The following is a 14573-nucleotide window of genomic DNA, read 5'->3' as shown; positions in this document are numbered from 1 at the left end:
CTCGTTCTGTTGCCACCGCCAGCACCAAATACCTCGGCCGCCGCTTCCTGAAGCTGGGACTTCGGTGATCTGGTTCGGGTGCACGTCGAAATGCCCAGCCAGCTGGGCCAGCGTCATCTCGCCCTTGATCGCGGCTAACGCCACCTTGGCCTTGAATGCCGGTGCGTGGTGCCGGCGGGCTCGTCTGCTCATCGTCTCTCCTGATTCGCAGGACAATCTTGCCCGCCGTCAGGCAGAAACTCCACTTATCGTCCTGTCCAGATTTCCTGAGCCAGCTCTGATCGTCAGGATCAAAATTCTTTGTGGCGGTTAACTCGCTCAGGGCCTGGCGGGGCCCAGGTTGAAAGACAAGCGAGGCTTTGGCGCGAAGCGGGTCCTGCTTCCATTGCTCGAGGTCATACGAGATCACCGAGCCCGCCGTGAAGCGGTTGTCCTCGGACGGCGTCCAGTCCTCGTCAAGTTTCACAAGCAGGAGGCCGCACGCGAGCGCGACGATCTCGGCGTTCTTCGGCAGATTGAGCTAGACGGGCCCATCGGGGCGGAAGACCACATATTCGGACTCGAAAGAGCTGATTGCGCGGACCGCGCCGGTCGCATGAATATGACCCTCGCTGTCACGAAGCACGAGGGGCTGCGTCTCACTGTCGGCGGGCTCGCCACGAAAGATCTCGCGAGTCTCACTGAGCGACTGAGCGCGTTTGACCTCCTTCACCACAAAGGGATAGCCGGCTTGCGTCAAAGTCCCCTCGCCCCAGTCCCGTGCAACAAGGAGTGTGTCACCATCGACCCACCTGATGTCCTGCTTGCCCTCTGGGAGGTAAAAGCCATTCGCAACGAAGGTCTTCGCGATGCGATCGAACTCTCGTATGGACACGGCATTCTTGCCGCCATCGGAAAGACTAACTAGGCAGAGGCGCTCTTCAGGCGGAAGGCAGCTGGCACCTCGAAAGACCCAATTTCTGTTCTCGGCGACCGCCAACGCGTCCACCTCGAGGATCGCTTCCCATTTTGGGTCTTGGCTACGATCGCTCTCACGCGCGGTGCGCCGCCAGACGCCGCGCACCTGGTTCTCGTCTTGCCAGAAATGCTCCAAACCCCGCCCTTCCAATGGAATTTCTGCGATCCGGATCCTTCTGCAGGATGGAAAGCGCCTGTTCGTAGTAGTGCGGATAGCGAGGATCTGATTGAAGCACCCCAAGGTCTTCTCGTTCTCGGCGCGAACCCAAGCCACTGCGGCTGGCCCTTCGATGTCCTCGAGCCAACGGAATGGATCATCGGTCAGTGCCGCATCCGTTCGCTCCTGTGAAAGCGAAGTGGAGATGAAGCAGGCAATCGAAATCAGCGTGGCGAAGAGGAGTGATGTGTTCATGGATTTGCTCCGGCTGAGGTCGACCGGCCAGGCTCGCGGGCCCCGGCGCGTCAAGCAGAAGCGGCGGAAAGGGCGCAAGCACATGACATAGCGCGGCTTGCGCTATGTCACGGGACGTTCCCTGCAAGCTGCGTGCCGGCTAAAGAGCCGCAAGTTTTAGCCGTTCGGGGCTGCACGAACACCCGGATCGCGCCGTCCGCCGCAAACAAATGCAGCTCATCTCGATCCGCTATATCATCGAAAGAACGCAACGTCGTTGAGCGCGCAGAGCCCTTGTTAACGTGGTCGTCGGTCCGTCCCCCCTGCTGCGGACGCGGCGGTCGTATGCGTGTCGCAAATTGAAGAGAGGTGACAGACTGTGGGATCTGCCGGCAGCGAATCGGTGCGCAATGTATATAGCTCATATGCATGCACTGTTTTTCCCGTTCCGACAGCACAACCTCTTGCACATCGGCCATGATTTTCTCCTGGACTCGATAGAACAGGAGAGGCCTCAGCAAAGCGATGCACTCAGTGGCGCCAGCAAACATCGGCGAGGAGGACACATTCTTCGGCGATTGCCGCGACATTCGCGCGAGGCCGCCATCCCACTGCAGCCCTGTTGATGGGCTTGCGACATGTGTCGTAAACACGACATCAGCATTACGACAATCGCGGCGTCGGCATTGTGTTCAACTCTATGTAAGCCGGATTTCACCCTTTCACTAAGCACTCCTCCCCCGAGGAGTGGGGAATTCTCCTTGAGGCCGTAGCGAACCCAGGTCATCCATTTGCAGGCGATGCCCTTCTTTTCAGCCTTTCGGGACCCCAATCAACCCTATACCTAAAGCTTTGCGTTCGGCGCCACTCCTACGCAATTAAGCAAATCTGCGCGCCTCAAAAAACTACCAATGCTAGTCATTGATCGGCATTCCCCCAAAAAGATATGACGGTGACGTTGGCGCCAATCGAGGATCGGCCTCCAGAATCTAGGCATGCAGTATCAACCACAAGCCGTTCGGCGTACCGCAGGTCGTTGATGCGCACAGCCGTCGCCTGTCGAAATGCTTCGCGCCCAGGTCCGCTCGGATGATGTGCTCTCGTTTCTGATGGAAGCGCATGATTGCGTGTCCGCTACAATCGCCCAACGCTCAGGTTTCAAGCGGATCTTGGCCTCTGGCCTGTCGATTGCCAGATTTGCGGAATGCGGAAAGCCCAGCCGCCATCTCGGCGATCGCGCCCGACAGGCTCGCAATCTCCTTCAGTCGAGACGGATGGCGGCCCACCTGCTCCAGTGCGAAAGCCTCGACATGGCGCAGCTCGCCGACGACACGCGACAGCGGCGCCGCGATGACGGAGCGCGCCAGCATCGCCGGGGCCAGCGCGGCGAGCACGGCGCCGATGGCAAGGCCGAGGATCAGGCCCCGCAGCGTCGTCTCGACCGGCTCGCTCGGCTATGGCGATGCCAATGAAAGCTTCATGGAGCCAGCTCGTCCAGAGCGTCGAACGCATAGTGGACACAACTGAGTTACCTGTGCTCGTTGACGGTGACGAGGGCTTCGCGATTTCAACAATGCTTGCCTCCTCGCACGCAAACTTCATCTGGCTGGCGCGGCGGGCGTCTGGCTTGAGGACAGCTGCTTCCCGAAGCTGAACTCGCTCGTTGGTGAACGGCATCGGCCAGGTAACTTGCTCCGACCTGCCCTGGTATGACGATAGCGTCGATTCCTGGCGCGGTTGCCGGGCCGCAGCGCAGCCCGGCCGCCTCAAGTGGTGTCTGTCACTGGACATTTGTGCCCCGACGTTACTGCCTCGCCCACACCAGTCTAACCCGGAAGATAGGGGCAATGACATTCTTGAAGATGACGCGCATTCTAAATAACGATGAGGAGTGCTAAGAAAATCGTGATGCCCGCCGCGAGGCGTTCCGACTCCGACATCATCCCGCGCACCGTACCTATTTTAAGAAACGAGGGGTTCTGAAAATGACCTCGCGCAGAATTCCGATTTGATCGCGCGCATCTTCGGATGGTGTAAGGCCTTATCGTTGGTCCATTTTCCGGTTGGAAATAGCTTGAAGAATTGGATGCACAAGGAGCGTTATCATGCGCCAGGTGCGAGAGATTGTGAGGTGGAGCCTTGAGGATGGGCTCTCGACGCGCGTTTTAGGCGAGCGTGTCGGCATAGGGCCGACGACGGTACGTGACACGCTGAAGCGGTTTGTGCGCGCGGGTCTTGGCCAGTGCCGGAAGCGATAAGCGAGGCCGAGCTGGAGCAACTGCTATACGGGGTTCCTGGCGTGAAGCCGGGTGGCCGCAAGGTGGCCGAACCTGACTGGTCCACTATTGCCAACGAGCACGAGCGCAAGCGCTTGTGGGAAAACGTACATTGCAGAGCATCCGGACGGGTGCCGGTATAGCCGTTTTTGTGACTTTGTCCGCAACTGGGAAGGCAGGCTGCCGCTGGTGATGCGCGAACACCACGGCGGGCGCGAGAAATTATTTGTTGACTATGTCGACGACACGTCGACAGTGGTTGACCGTAAGACTGGCGAGGTGCGCGATGCGCACATCTTTGTCGCGGCCATGGGCGCATCCAGCTTGTCTTTCGCGCTGGCGGGCGTGGACCGAGCAGCTCTGCGACTGGATCGCGGGATACAACGCGGTCTTTTGAGCGAATAGGTAAAGCGAGAGCGATCTTGCGCTTCCTGCCAGATTCGATAGGACGATTCCATTCCCTTTTGCTGTACTCTTCAGGGGGCCACCAGCTCTCTCGAGTAAAGCGCCGCATTTTGTAAGTAGCGGCGACCTACGTGTCGAGACACCGTATCTATAGAGAAGATAAGCAGCCATGGAAAATGCGAGACCAGCCTCATCAATGGTAAACCGCGATCACTTGGAGTGTGTGCAAGGTCAAATTAACTTTGCTCGACGCACGTCCGACGAAAAAGCTCCCGAAGTTGTTTTGCCGGGATTCGACATGGCCTCTAGCTCAGGCGCTCGGCCAATCAACGTCGTCCTGCCGCCAATGGTTGGCTACAACGTTACTATTCGCAACGCGCGTCCCATCGTGGACGAACTATCCCTCAACCGGGAAGGTTTCACCCTCATTCAGCACAAGATATCCTGTGCAAACGAGGGGGATCCAAGAACTTTGTGCCACAGATATCTGGAAGACATGGTTCCGCTCATCAAGAACTACTTCAATGCGTCGTGGGTCGTGCCCCGCCGACAAGCTGTTATTGTTCGTTCTACCAGCGGGAGATCCTTTCCCGAAGGATGTGAGCCGGGTCTATTGGCTCATATTGATTATGCACCGATCTCCGGCCCTATAACTGCCGCGATCGAGGACCAATTGCAGGGCATTCCGTCAAGAGTGTATTCTCGATTGATCATCGTTCAAACTTGGCACGCCCTCTCGCCGCCTCCGCAGGATTTTCCCTTAGCGTTCTGCGATGGCGCCTCCGTTGACGATACCGATAGTGTCGTGGTGGACTACACGTTTCGTGGCACCAAGCTTAAGTTTTGCGTCATGCGCTTCAATCCTGCTCAGCGTTGGTATTATTTTCCCGAGATGACCGCGGACGAGCTCATTTTGTTTAAGGGCTATGATTCGGAGGCGCCTTGCAATGCAAAGGCGGCTCACTCGGCGTTCGATGATCGTCGCGCATATCCTAGTGCAAAGCCCCGTGAGAGTATCGAGGCGCGCTTCTGCGTGTACTACGACTAAGCGGCCAAGATCACTTCTGCCATTTCAATCGCCGCTCAAGCTCAGAGGAATGTGCAGGCGTCAGCAGCCGCGGCGCTTATTTCTTGCGCTTTCCTCAGCTCGTCGCTCGTAAGCGCAGCTTCGACGACGTCGGTGTTGGGCACGCACGTCGATCTTCCTGGACGTGAGTCGCGGCTGTTGTTGGCCTTCTTGCTGCCATCGATGGGATGGCCGCCGGCTGCATGAACAGCTTCTCCCGGAAGAGAACACCGACGTGCGCCCAAATCTTTCGAATCACCGCAGTATTCGCTCGCCGAAATTGGCAATGGCGTAGAAAGTGCCTGTAGATGTCGATCTTCAGCAGCGTGCCCCAGAGATCGTGAGAGCTCCCCTTATACGCAATGGAGAACGCATGTTGGAAAATCACATGGAGTTCGGGCTGCACATGATATGACCGATGAGTAGTTGGCGCCTACCAAAGGCGTTGCCAGATTGGGTCTATTGTCTGCCGCCATTTCCATTAAGCGTCCTTTATCGGCGGAACGTCGCATGCCAGTCGCGCTAGCAGTAGCCGCCAGACCTTGCTTAGATGAGTAAGGCAAGCCATCACTCAATCTGGGCTTCATTTGGTTACGGCCGAATTCGAGCGCCGTTTCCTTGGCCGTCGAACATCAGCCGGATCTCATCCTCGTTGCGGTCCCGCCAATCGTAGACGCATCAAAAACCGGTCAGCGCCTTCTTGAGAATGGATCAACTACGGTCTGTACCTAAGTAGCGAACTCTGATTCCCTCGCACCGGGTTGATTCCGTGCGGGGCTTCGGTGCGCAAAGGACTGTTCTGGCTCAATGACAAGCATGGGCTCTGATAGTGCCGCATCTGCCAACGAACCAGACGGGTCCGGTGCGCGACGATGATCGACGCATCATCAGCAGTATCATTCACATGCTTCAGTGCGGCGCACGCTGACGCGATTGCCCGCCCGACTATGGTCCGTACACGACGATCTACGAATCGTTTCAATCGCTGGGCCAGCGCGGACATTGGCGGGCGATCTTTGAAGCGCTCGCCCGCTGCGGCAAGGACGGCGTGACTTTGTCCATTGACTTCACCACGGTCAAAGCGCATCGCTCGGCGAGCGGCGGAAAAGGGGGAGCATGAACAAGCGATCGGCCGCTCGCGCGGCGGGCGGACCACGAAGATCCACGCGCTGAGCGACACTGATTGCAGACCTTGCGCATTTCATCTCACTCCGGGGCAAGCCGCAGATATTGCCGCAGGGCCGTCTCTCTTGAAACTCGCGCCGTCCATGTCTACCCTCATTGGCGACAAAGGTTACGACTGCGACGGCTTTCGAGCCGAAGTCGTCAATCGCGGCGCCAAGCCGGTCATTCCAAACAAATCCAACAGGGTAACTCTCCACAGCTTCAGCAGACGTACCTATAAAGGGCGCAATGTTATCGAGCGCTGCTTCTGCCGCCTCAAGGATTTCAGGCGTGTCGCAACTCGCTACGACAAACTCGCCAGGAATTCCTGGCCACAGTCCACCTCGCCGCCATTCGTTGCCTATTGGATCAATTGAGTCCGAACCCTAACACTATTCCAATTTGCTTTATCTCGTTAGACTACAACACGCGACATCATCAAGGCACGTGCTCAAGGTATAGCTAGCGAGCTCCCATATCGCAAAGGCGCGGGACCCCAGATCGAAATTAGCCGCGGAGGAGAGAGAATCGAGCTATGCGGGATTGTGTATGACGAGTGATCAGGCGGCATGTTTTGCCGGAACTTGGATGACCTCGATGCAGTCGTTAAATCTGGCACCTGCCCGGTAGTCGGCTACGATGCGCCCTTGGTGCGCACCGTCCTATGCCGCATGGTTGCGAACATGCTCTCGTGGGATTTGTGGTGCGCCAGTGATCCCAATGCTCGGCAGGAAAGTCGTAGAAGTCAGCAATGCATCGCGATCCTTGCAGACATTCGACCGCGCGGCCGTACTTGGCGCCCTTTTTCTCGGCGAAGACGTCGATCGTCACTTCGGCGGACGCTCGCTTCGGCGCCCAATAGATCGCGCAGATCCTTCTTCATGGTGGCCTGAACCGAGAGCGGGATGTTGTCCAGGATATTGACGGTCTTGTGCACCCAGCATCGCGATGCTTGACGTCGATCAGGAGTTCGCGCTCTGCGCGCTCTCCCGCACGCAGACCTGAAAGCCGATCAGTTCCTTCTTGCCTTCTGGTGTCGGGTCGGTCAGCACCAGCATGCACTCGCCGTGGTCTTCCATGCGGACCTGCAGGAAGACGCCGTCGGCCCACGCATACACGTATCGCCGACAGATCGCGCCTCCGCCAGCGCTCGTACTCGCCTTGCGCTCTCCCGGTTGCAGGAGGAATATCCCGGAGCCTATCCAAACAAGCTTCTTCGAACACTTCAACGGCTTAAATCCTGGCGCAGCGAGCAAGCGAACGCGTTACTGTTCGTTGCTATGGAGAAGACGCCCCGGGGATATGAGGTCACCACAACCCAATGATGTGCCACGCGTCAGCGGAGGAGGCCGGGCGCTCCGAAATCCTGGCCATCTCCGCACCCGGCCTCCTCCTCAACCCAAGCCGGGAGTAAAATAAATGAGGCAACCGATCGCGCCCTGGGGAGCATCAGTATGGAGGCAATACGGCTCTCATCCTGATTGTTGCGCCATAGGTCATAGGAAGATTCGCTTTCGCTCGCCTTCTGGATACTCGCCTGCCCCGTGAACCCGGGACTTTTGCAACACTTGCTGATAACCGTGCCTTTTAAGCGAAGCCACAGTGTCGTGGTTTTGCATCTGCGGCTGGAACGCCGATGCAGGAGGGCCAACCTCCATCTCTCATAAAGCTGTACGCATCAAATTCGGTTCACCTCCTTTATGCTCCGCAGCACACCGTGCCAGATCACTGCTCACAAGATCGTTTCGGCGACCGCGGAAGACAAACAGATGACCGCTGAGCGGGTCCTTGCGGAGCACCTCCTGCACCTGGAGTGCCAGGTACGCATACGATGAAGACCGCCTGATTGACGCATGCGCGCGGGTACGGCGAGCTCTATGATGACTTGCGTGAAGGTCAGGCGGCCTGCTGATCGGTGGGCTCGCTGGCCTGCCGCAAACGCTTCCATTACCAGGGCAGCAGTTCGTGCAGACGCGAAGCGGGAAGATCGGCGATCCGGGCGAGGACGTCGGCGAGCCAAGCCTTGGGATCGACGTCGTTGAGGCGACACGTCGTGATCATCGTCAGCATGATGGCGGCGCGGTCGGCGCCTCGCAGGCTGCCGGCAAAGGTCCAGTTGCGCCTGCCCAACGCGATGCCGCGCAACGCTCTTTCAGCCGCGTTATTGCTGAGGCAGATCCTGCCATCGTCGAGGAAGCGGGCGAAGTCGTCCCAGCGCCTGAGCATGTAATTCGGCCAGTTCGAAGAAGCCCCGCCGCGCATGCGCGAAGCAAAACGCCGGTGTGATCGGCATCGCTTTCCTTTGCGGGTCGAACAACGGGTCGAAGCCGCTATAGCAATCGGCTTGCAGGATGCCGGCGAAGGCGGCCAGATGCTTCTGGGGATGCTCGCCCCGTCGGTCGCTCGAGGCGTAATAGACCGCAGCCGGCGGCGCTGGCCCACCGTAGGGCCGGTCATCCCGCACATAATGAGATGGACGGTCCCCGCCCTGATAAGCTGCGAAGGAGCACCCAGAAGGAGAATAAGCTATGGCTATGATGACAATCGGGCTTGATATCTCAAAGAGCTGGTTTCAAATCCACTGGATTACGGAGGATGGAGAAATTATCCGCAAGAAGCTCGCTCGCGGGAAAGTTATCGATTTCTTTTCACGGCTTCCAAGTTGTCTCGTTGGTCTTGAGGCTTGCGGCAGCGCTGATCATTGGGCTCGTGAACTGATAAAGCTTGGGCACAAAGCACGTCTAATGCCGGCCCGCTACGTACGAGCCTACGTGAAGACAAACAAGCATGATGCTGCTGATGCGGAGGCGTGCTGGGAAGCCGTCCAGCGGCCTGGCATGCGTTTTGTCCCTGTAAAAACCGTCGAACAGCAAGGACTCTTAATGCTACATCGCACGCGCGATTTGCTTATTCGACAACGCACAGGTGCGATAAATGCTCTGCGTGGTCATTTGGGCGAGTTGGGCATCGTGGCCGGAAAGGGAAAAGCGAGCGCGAGAGAGCTCATGACACTCGTTGATGTTGACGAGCGCATTCCACAGAACGCGCGCAGCGCCCTGTCAATCCTTGTCGATCAGATCGAAGACCTTGAGCTACACATTGAAAGCTACGAGAAGATGATCCTTGCAACCGCCAAAGACAATGAAGTCTGTCGACGTCTCATGAAGGTGGCGGGCATCGGCCCGTTTGCCGCCACCGCCCTGGCGGCGTCTGTCGACCACCCACAACAGTTCGCCTCGGCAAGGCATTTTGCTGCCTGGCTTGGATTAGTACCGAAGCAGCATTCGACCGGAGGTAAAGAGCGTTTCGGTGGCATCAGCAAACGCGGCGACGGCTACATTCGTAAGTTGCTGATACATGGCGCCCGAGCGGCCGTTCATCGCGTCCGCACACATCGGGTCACCACGGTAGCGCTTGCTCACAAAACGGCCCGGATTGCTTGGGCGATTATGGCCAATGGTGAAGAGTACCGCGCGCAAGTATAAATCGAGGGTGGTTCCGCTTGCGAGGGCAAATGCAGAGTGATGGCAACCGGTCGGACCGGGTTCGGCTAAGCCCGTTGGACCTATCGAGCTTCAGAGCTCGTCAACGTAATTGGGCGCCGATCCGCGGATCTCATCAAGGCTCGTGGCATTGCCATAAAGCCGGATAGATAGCTGCAAACGATCGTCAGCCGAAACAAAGCAAATAGCCTTGCAAAGTGGCGACCGTCCATAGATAGGTCCAGATCCGGCCGGTCGTGCACTTGCCCTTCGCCAGGATGCGGATGGTGGTGTCGTCGCCATGAAGACGCTCGGCTGCGAGTACATGACGCTCGATCAGCTGAAGAGCGGCATGACGGCGAAGGTTCCGTGGCCGACCTGGTCGGCGAGCGTCGACAATGGCAGGTCGATCCTCTCGCACTTGAAGCGCGCGCTCTGGCGGTTGAGCGGGATATGCATGCCGAACTTGTCGAACAGGATCGTCGCCAGCAATTGCGGACCGATGAAGCCGCGCGGCGTGGCATGGAACGGTGCCGGCGGCTGGCTGATCTTCTCGCAATCGTCAGCTTGAACCGGCGCGGGATCTCCTCCAGCGTCTCGGTCACATCCTCGCCCAGCTTCGCCAGGCGCGATCCGCCGCAGCAGGCACAGCTCGTCGGGGCCTCGATGACGACGCGCTCGCGTTCGATGTCGTCCGGCCACGGCTTGCGCACCGGCCGCTTGCGCGTGAAGGCGCGCACGCTCTGGGTTTTCGCCGCCGGCGGCCCGCGCGGCAAGCTCATCCTCGCTCGCCGTGGTGGCGAGTTCTTCGAGTTCCAATTCCAATTGTTCGATCAGCCGCGCCGTGCGCTCGGAGCGCTGCCCGTACAGTTCGCGCTTGAATTTCTCGATCCGCAACTCGAGATGCGCGATCAGCGCCGCGTTATCTGACAGCTCCGCTCGCGCGCTGGCAGCCATCGCCTCGGCTCGCAGCCGGGCCTCACGCTCGGCCTGCAGCGCTGCCAGGGCACTCACAAGGTCCGATCGAAGGTCGTCCGGCTTCGATATCATGAAGCCATTGAATCAGATCAAGCAGCAGATTCAAACCCAAAACGGCTATCCGACCCGCGTCGGACGCTGGGCTTCTTGCGGGTTGCGCCAATCGATTCCGGACAACAGGTAGCTCATCTGCGCCGGCGAGATCGTTACTGATTCACCGGCAACCGATGGCCAGATGAACCGCCTTCTCTCGAGTCTTTTGGTGACCAGGCATGCTCCCTGGCCATCGTGCCAGATCAGCTTCACAAGATCGCTTCGGCGACCGCGGAAGACAAACAGATGACCGCTGAGCGGGTCGTTGCGCAGAACCTCTGCCAGCGACGGAAAGCTCGGCGCATGTCCGTGTACCCTGTCGCAAGCCACACTCGCGCACCCGTCGGAACGAAAGCGGCAAAGAGACCCCATCTGGCGGAGTGGGTGAGCGATCGGCTATCGGATGCGGAGTTTGTGAGCCGATATGAGCTTCTATGTCTGCGCCTAGTTCTGGAACTAGAACCTTCCATATGATCGAAGCGGTCGCCGACCGTCTCGAGGGAGCACCGCGGCAGCTTCGCCGACGCTGGTCGGACGAATTCAAGGCACAAATGGTGGCAGAGGCGCTTGAGCCTGGCGCGAGTGTATCGGGGATCGCCCATCGGATCGGCGTTCACCCGTCGCAGCTCGTCGCCTGGCGTCGCGATGCTCGGGCTGGCCTGCATTATTGCTCGCGGCACTCCAGTGACGAGGGCGTGGTGGCGTCTATGACAGGCGAAGTCATCGAGATTGCCATTGGCGAGGTCGTCGTGCGCGCCGGCGTGGATGTCGACGAGGCGCACTTGCAGCGGGTGATCCGGGCGGTCCGTTCGGCATGATCCCCTCTGGTGTGAAGGTGTTCCTGGCCAGCCATCCAGTCGACTTCCGCAAGGGTATCGATGGGCTTGTTGCGCTGGTGCGCGATGCGGGCTCAGATCCGTTCGACGGTGCGCTTTACGTGTTCCGGGCGAAAAGGGCTGACCGAATAAAGATCGTATGGTGGGATGGCTCCGGCGTGTGCCTCTATTTAAAACGGCTTGAGAAGGCGAGGTTCTGCTGGCCGCGGATCGGACATCATCGGGTGCAGCTGAATGCTGCGCAGTCGATGGCCCTGGTCGATGGGATGGACTGGAAGCGGGTCCGGACCGCGGCGGTCAAGCCGCCCGAGATTGTTGGGTAAAAGCACTGCGGCGAAGTGAATCAGTGGGCTGAAAGGGCAGGAGAACCGGGGCAAAATGTGCTCTGGTCGGGTCAATGACGCCGCCCGATCTCAGCCTCCCGAATGACGTAGAGACGCTGAAGGCCATGGTTCTTGCCATGACCGAGAAGGCGGCCCGCGCCGATGCTCTGGAGAGCGAGGTCGCAGATCTCAAGGCCCGCAGCGCCGATGCCGATGCGCGCATCGAGCGGCTGACGCAGATCCTGAAGGCCTTCGACCGCGCCCGGTTCGGCCGACGATCGGAAAAGCTCGGCTCTGCGAACGGCGACGATGAACAGCAGGCCTTCGTCTTCGAGGAGATCGAGACCGGCATCGCTGCGATCAAGGCCCAGGTCGGCAAGGGCCGTGAGCATGCGGACGGCACGCGTGCACCGCGTCGGAGCAAGGGCTTTGCGGCCCATCTGGAACGGATCGAAACCGTCATTGAGCCGGAAGAGCTGGCTGAGCATGCCGGCAAGCAGAAGGTGCTGATCGGCGAGGACGTGTCGGAGCGCCTGGATGTGGTGCCGGCGAAGTTCCGTGTGATCGTCACGCGCCGTCCCAAGTATGCCTTCAAGAACGCGGACGGCGTCATCCAGGCGCCGGCCCCGGCCCATATCATCGAAGGAGGCATTCCGACGGAAGCGCTTCTGGCCCATATCGCCGTCGCTAAATATGCCGATGGCCTGCCGCTCTACCGGCAGGAGGCGATCTACGCCCGTGACAAGGTCGAGCTCGACCGTCAGCTGATGGCACAATGGATGGGCAAGCTAGGCTTCGAGCTCGAGATCGTGGCCGACTACGTCTTCAGCGAGGTCAAGAAGGCCGAGCGGGTCTTTGCCGATGAAACCACCTTGCCGACGCTCGCTCCGGGCTCCGGATCGACGAAGACAGCCTACTTATGGGCCTATGCCCGGGATGACCGAACGTTTGGCCGCAGCGGACCACCGATGGTGGCTTATCGCTTCGAAGACAGCCGCGCCGGTGAATACGCGGTCCGACACCTCAATGGTTATCGCGGCATCCTGCAGGTGGATGGCTATGTCGCCTATAACAAGCTGGCGCGATCCGATCGCGGCAATGATGGCATCACATTGGCTGGCTGCTGGTCACACTGCAGACGCAAGTTCTACGAGCTGCATGTTGCGGGGAGCTCGGAAGGGGCAACGGCGACGGTCGAGGGGATGGCGAAGCTCTGGCAGGTCGAGAAAACCGTGCGCGGTCAAAGCCCCGACGCTCGCGTTGCCGCGCGCCAGCAAGCATCCGCGGCGATCCTCGCAGATCTCTTCGATCTCTGGCAGCAGACCTTGCGGCGGATCTCCGGCAAATCAAAATTGGCCGAGGCGATCCGCTATGCCGTCTCGCGCCGTGCCATCTTCGAACGCTTCCTGACTGATGGTCGCATCTCGACTCGAACATGGTCGAACGCGCCATCAGGCCACAAACAATCACGAGAAAGAATAGCCTCTTCGCTGGCAGCGACGGCGGCGGACGAACCTGGGCGACCATCGCAACACTGCTGCAGACAGCGAAAATGAACAACGTCGATCCGTTCGCCTGGCTCAGCCTAACGCTTCAGCGTATCGCCAACGGCTGGAGGAGCAGCGAAATCGACGCGCTTATGCCATGGAACCACGCCGCCTGACGGCATTAGCTTGCCGCTTACATTATTTCCAGTTTGCTCGGACTACTTTTAGAGGACCGCTTAGCGACGATCTCCACAATTTACGCCATCGGTGTGATTTGTTCGGGTACGCGTGGCGCGCCGACTGGCTCGTCCGAATTGCCGCCTAACGGTGAGGCCGCTGTACTTGTCTGCGGACGCGCCTAAGTAAACAACCCCTGTCAAAATGCCGTCGCGAATCGTCCCTTCGAACTCGTAGTCCCAAGGCCAAGGGATCGCCCGGCAATTGTGAAACCAGCTTCAATTTCGGTCCAACTATCTGCCCTCGGCAGTTACTCGAGACATCGGCGCCGATGTGCTTACCCGTAATACTTTGACTTTCCTGGAGGAGAACGAACTCGTGTACGGTGCTACCATGTAGAAAGTCGAAAGGATCTGCCATGCTCCTGCTAGGTCCTCAAAGTCCTCGCGCAGTCTTGCGGCTGGCGGAACAAAAGGCTCTGAAATGGCATGAACGATTGAACGGCCAACGATCCCGCTTCGACTTTGGTCAGATTGGCCGGATCAGCTACGATCCCCTACATCGCAACTCCGACGACATTTCTCAGCTTAGCGACTTCGATTGCAACAAACGCTTCTCTAAACTCTGCCACGATCCGTCCTTCCGTGATGCAGATCGCCGGGCGCCGCCCGAGGGGCCCTCGGACGTGCGGTAGAGGAGACTCACCGATGCGGGAAAGGGTGTTACCCTCGAGGTCAAAAGCTCTGATATTGGTCGAAGCGACCTCCACCAACTGATCTCTCCTCAGTGAGGACCACCCCAGAGATCCCACCTGCTCTCTTATCATGGGATAGTTTTGCGGAGGTATGCGCGGTCGTCGAGCTGCCTCGCGCGCGCCCTTCAGGCCGTCTATCGATTCGAGGGAAGTGATCCTTAGAGCTCTGCGCCGGTTTGATACA

Annotated in this window: 12 protein-coding genes and 9 pseudogenes; 10 read left to right on the top strand and 11 right to left on the bottom strand. The window is 59.0% G+C overall.

What is annotated here, in order from left to right:
* From IVA79_RS17675 to IVA79_RS17660, 4 genes and pseudogenes are all read right to left on the bottom strand, one after another.
* Positions 1 to 192 (bottom strand): annotated as a pseudogene (locus IVA79_RS17675) (transposase); the annotation flags it as partial.
* Positions 193 to 520: 328 nt separating this feature from the next.
* On the bottom strand, positions 521 to 1369 hold the full coding sequence (locus IVA79_RS17670; protein WP_247554884.1) for a hypothetical protein: 849 nt from the start codon (positions 1367 to 1369) through the stop codon (positions 521 to 523).
* A 107-nt stretch (positions 1370 to 1476) separates the two neighbouring features.
* Positions 1477 to 1827, bottom strand: a complete 351-nt coding sequence (locus IVA79_RS17665) for a hypothetical protein (protein WP_247554882.1) — start codon at positions 1825 to 1827, stop codon at positions 1477 to 1479.
* A 717-nt stretch (positions 1828 to 2544) separates the two neighbouring features.
* Positions 2545 to 2793 (bottom strand): annotated as a pseudogene (locus IVA79_RS17660) (adenylate/guanylate cyclase domain-containing protein); the annotation flags it as partial.
* On the opposite strand from IVA79_RS17660, the pseudogene IVA79_RS17655 reads away from it, so the two are divergent.
* From IVA79_RS17655 to IVA79_RS36805, 5 genes and pseudogenes are all read left to right on the top strand, one after another.
* Positions 2789 to 3025 (top strand): annotated as a pseudogene (locus tag IVA79_RS17655) (isocitrate lyase/phosphoenolpyruvate mutase family protein); the annotation flags it as partial. The pseudogenes IVA79_RS17660 and IVA79_RS17655 overlap by 5 nt on opposite strands.
* Positions 3026 to 3453: 428 nt before the next feature.
* Positions 3454 to 3606, top strand: a complete 153-nt coding sequence (locus IVA79_RS17650) for a helix-turn-helix domain-containing protein (protein WP_247554880.1) — start codon at positions 3454 to 3456, stop codon at positions 3604 to 3606.
* A gap of 207 nt (positions 3607 to 3813) precedes the next feature.
* The gene (locus IVA79_RS17645) at positions 3814 to 4029 is read left to right on the top strand and encodes a hypothetical protein (RefSeq protein ID WP_247554878.1); all 216 of its coding nucleotides are present in this window, start codon (positions 3814 to 3816) and stop codon (positions 4027 to 4029) included.
* Positions 4030 to 4198: 169 nt separating this feature from the next.
* The gene (locus IVA79_RS17640; RefSeq protein WP_247554876.1) at positions 4199 to 5077 is read left to right on the top strand and encodes a CmcJ/NvfI family oxidoreductase; all 879 of its coding nucleotides are present in this window, start codon (positions 4199 to 4201) and stop codon (positions 5075 to 5077) included.
* A gap of 1079 nt (positions 5078 to 6156) precedes the next feature.
* Positions 6157 to 6636: an IS5 family transposase gene (locus tag IVA79_RS36805; RefSeq protein WP_256465635.1), complete on the top strand. Its 480-nt coding sequence runs from the start codon at positions 6157 to 6159 to the stop codon at positions 6634 to 6636.
* A 260-nt stretch (positions 6637 to 6896) separates the two neighbouring features.
* Here the strand turns inward: IVA79_RS36805 and IVA79_RS17630 are convergent.
* Positions 6897 to 7417, bottom strand: a pseudogene (locus tag IVA79_RS17630) (transposase); the annotation flags it as partial.
* An 8-nt stretch (positions 7418 to 7425) separates the two neighbouring features.
* On the opposite strand from IVA79_RS17630, the pseudogene IVA79_RS17625 reads away from it, so the two are divergent.
* Positions 7426 to 7584 (top strand): annotated as a pseudogene (locus IVA79_RS17625) (ISNCY family transposase); the annotation flags it as partial.
* A 622-nt stretch (positions 7585 to 8206) separates the two neighbouring features.
* On the opposite strand, the pseudogene IVA79_RS17620 reads toward IVA79_RS17625, so the two are convergent.
* Positions 8207 to 8726: pseudogene (locus IVA79_RS17620) on the bottom strand (transposase); the annotation flags it as partial.
* Positions 8727 to 8787: 61 nt separating this feature from the next.
* On the opposite strand from IVA79_RS17620, the gene IVA79_RS17615 reads away from it, so the two are divergent.
* A complete protein-coding gene (locus IVA79_RS17615; RefSeq protein ID WP_247554874.1) occupies positions 8788 to 9744 on the top strand; it encodes an IS110 family transposase in 957 nt (318 codons plus the stop codon).
* 184 nt (positions 9745 to 9928) lie between these two features.
* On the opposite strand, the gene IVA79_RS17610 is transcribed toward IVA79_RS17615, so the two are convergent.
* From IVA79_RS17610 to tnpB (IVA79_RS17590), 5 genes and pseudogenes are all read right to left on the bottom strand, one after another.
* On the bottom strand, positions 9929 to 10078 hold the full coding sequence (locus IVA79_RS17610; protein WP_247554893.1) for a transposase: 150 nt from the start codon (positions 10076 to 10078) through the stop codon (positions 9929 to 9931).
* Complete coding sequence (locus tag IVA79_RS17605) at positions 10078 to 10200, bottom strand: IS66 family transposase (RefSeq protein ID WP_247554891.1); 123 nt, start codon at positions 10198 to 10200, stop codon at positions 10078 to 10080. The genes IVA79_RS17610 and IVA79_RS17605 overlap by 1 nt, the downstream gene beginning before the upstream one ends.
* A gap of 146 nt (positions 10201 to 10346) precedes the next feature.
* Positions 10347 to 10523: pseudogene (locus IVA79_RS17600) on the bottom strand (hypothetical protein); the annotation flags it as partial.
* Positions 10459 to 10698, bottom strand: a pseudogene (locus IVA79_RS17595) (IS66 family transposase); the annotation flags it as partial. The pseudogenes IVA79_RS17595 and IVA79_RS17600, both read right to left, overlap by 65 nt.
* Positions 10699 to 10836: 138 nt before the next feature.
* Complete coding sequence (gene tnpB / locus IVA79_RS17590) at positions 10837 to 11184, bottom strand: IS66 family insertion sequence element accessory protein TnpB (protein WP_346658187.1); 348 nt, start codon at positions 11182 to 11184, stop codon at positions 10837 to 10839.
* Positions 11185 to 11282: 98 nt separating this feature from the next.
* Between tnpB (IVA79_RS17590) and IVA79_RS17585 the strand changes: the two genes are divergently transcribed.
* The 3 genes and pseudogenes from IVA79_RS17585 (at position 11283) to IVA79_RS17575 (ending at position 13634) form a co-directional block, all read left to right on the top strand.
* Positions 11283 to 11630 carry a transposase gene (locus tag IVA79_RS17585; RefSeq protein WP_247554871.1) on the top strand — a complete coding sequence of 116 codons (348 nt, stop codon included), beginning with the start codon at positions 11283 to 11285 and terminating at the stop codon, positions 11628 to 11630.
* Positions 11627 to 11971, top strand: a complete 345-nt coding sequence (gene tnpB / locus IVA79_RS17580; RefSeq protein WP_247554869.1) for an IS66 family insertion sequence element accessory protein TnpB — start codon at positions 11627 to 11629, stop codon at positions 11969 to 11971. The genes IVA79_RS17585 and tnpB (IVA79_RS17580) overlap by 4 nt, the downstream gene beginning before the upstream one ends.
* Positions 11972 to 12045: 74 nt before the next feature.
* A pseudogene (locus IVA79_RS17575) lies at positions 12046 to 13634 on the top strand (IS66 family transposase).
* Positions 13635 to 14573 lie beyond the last annotated feature (939 nt).

The organism is Bradyrhizobium sp. 138 (assembly GCF_023074075.1).
Classification (GTDB): domain Bacteria; phylum Pseudomonadota; class Alphaproteobacteria; order Rhizobiales; family Xanthobacteraceae; genus Bradyrhizobium.
This window is presented reverse-complemented; position numbering and strand designations above follow the sequence as displayed.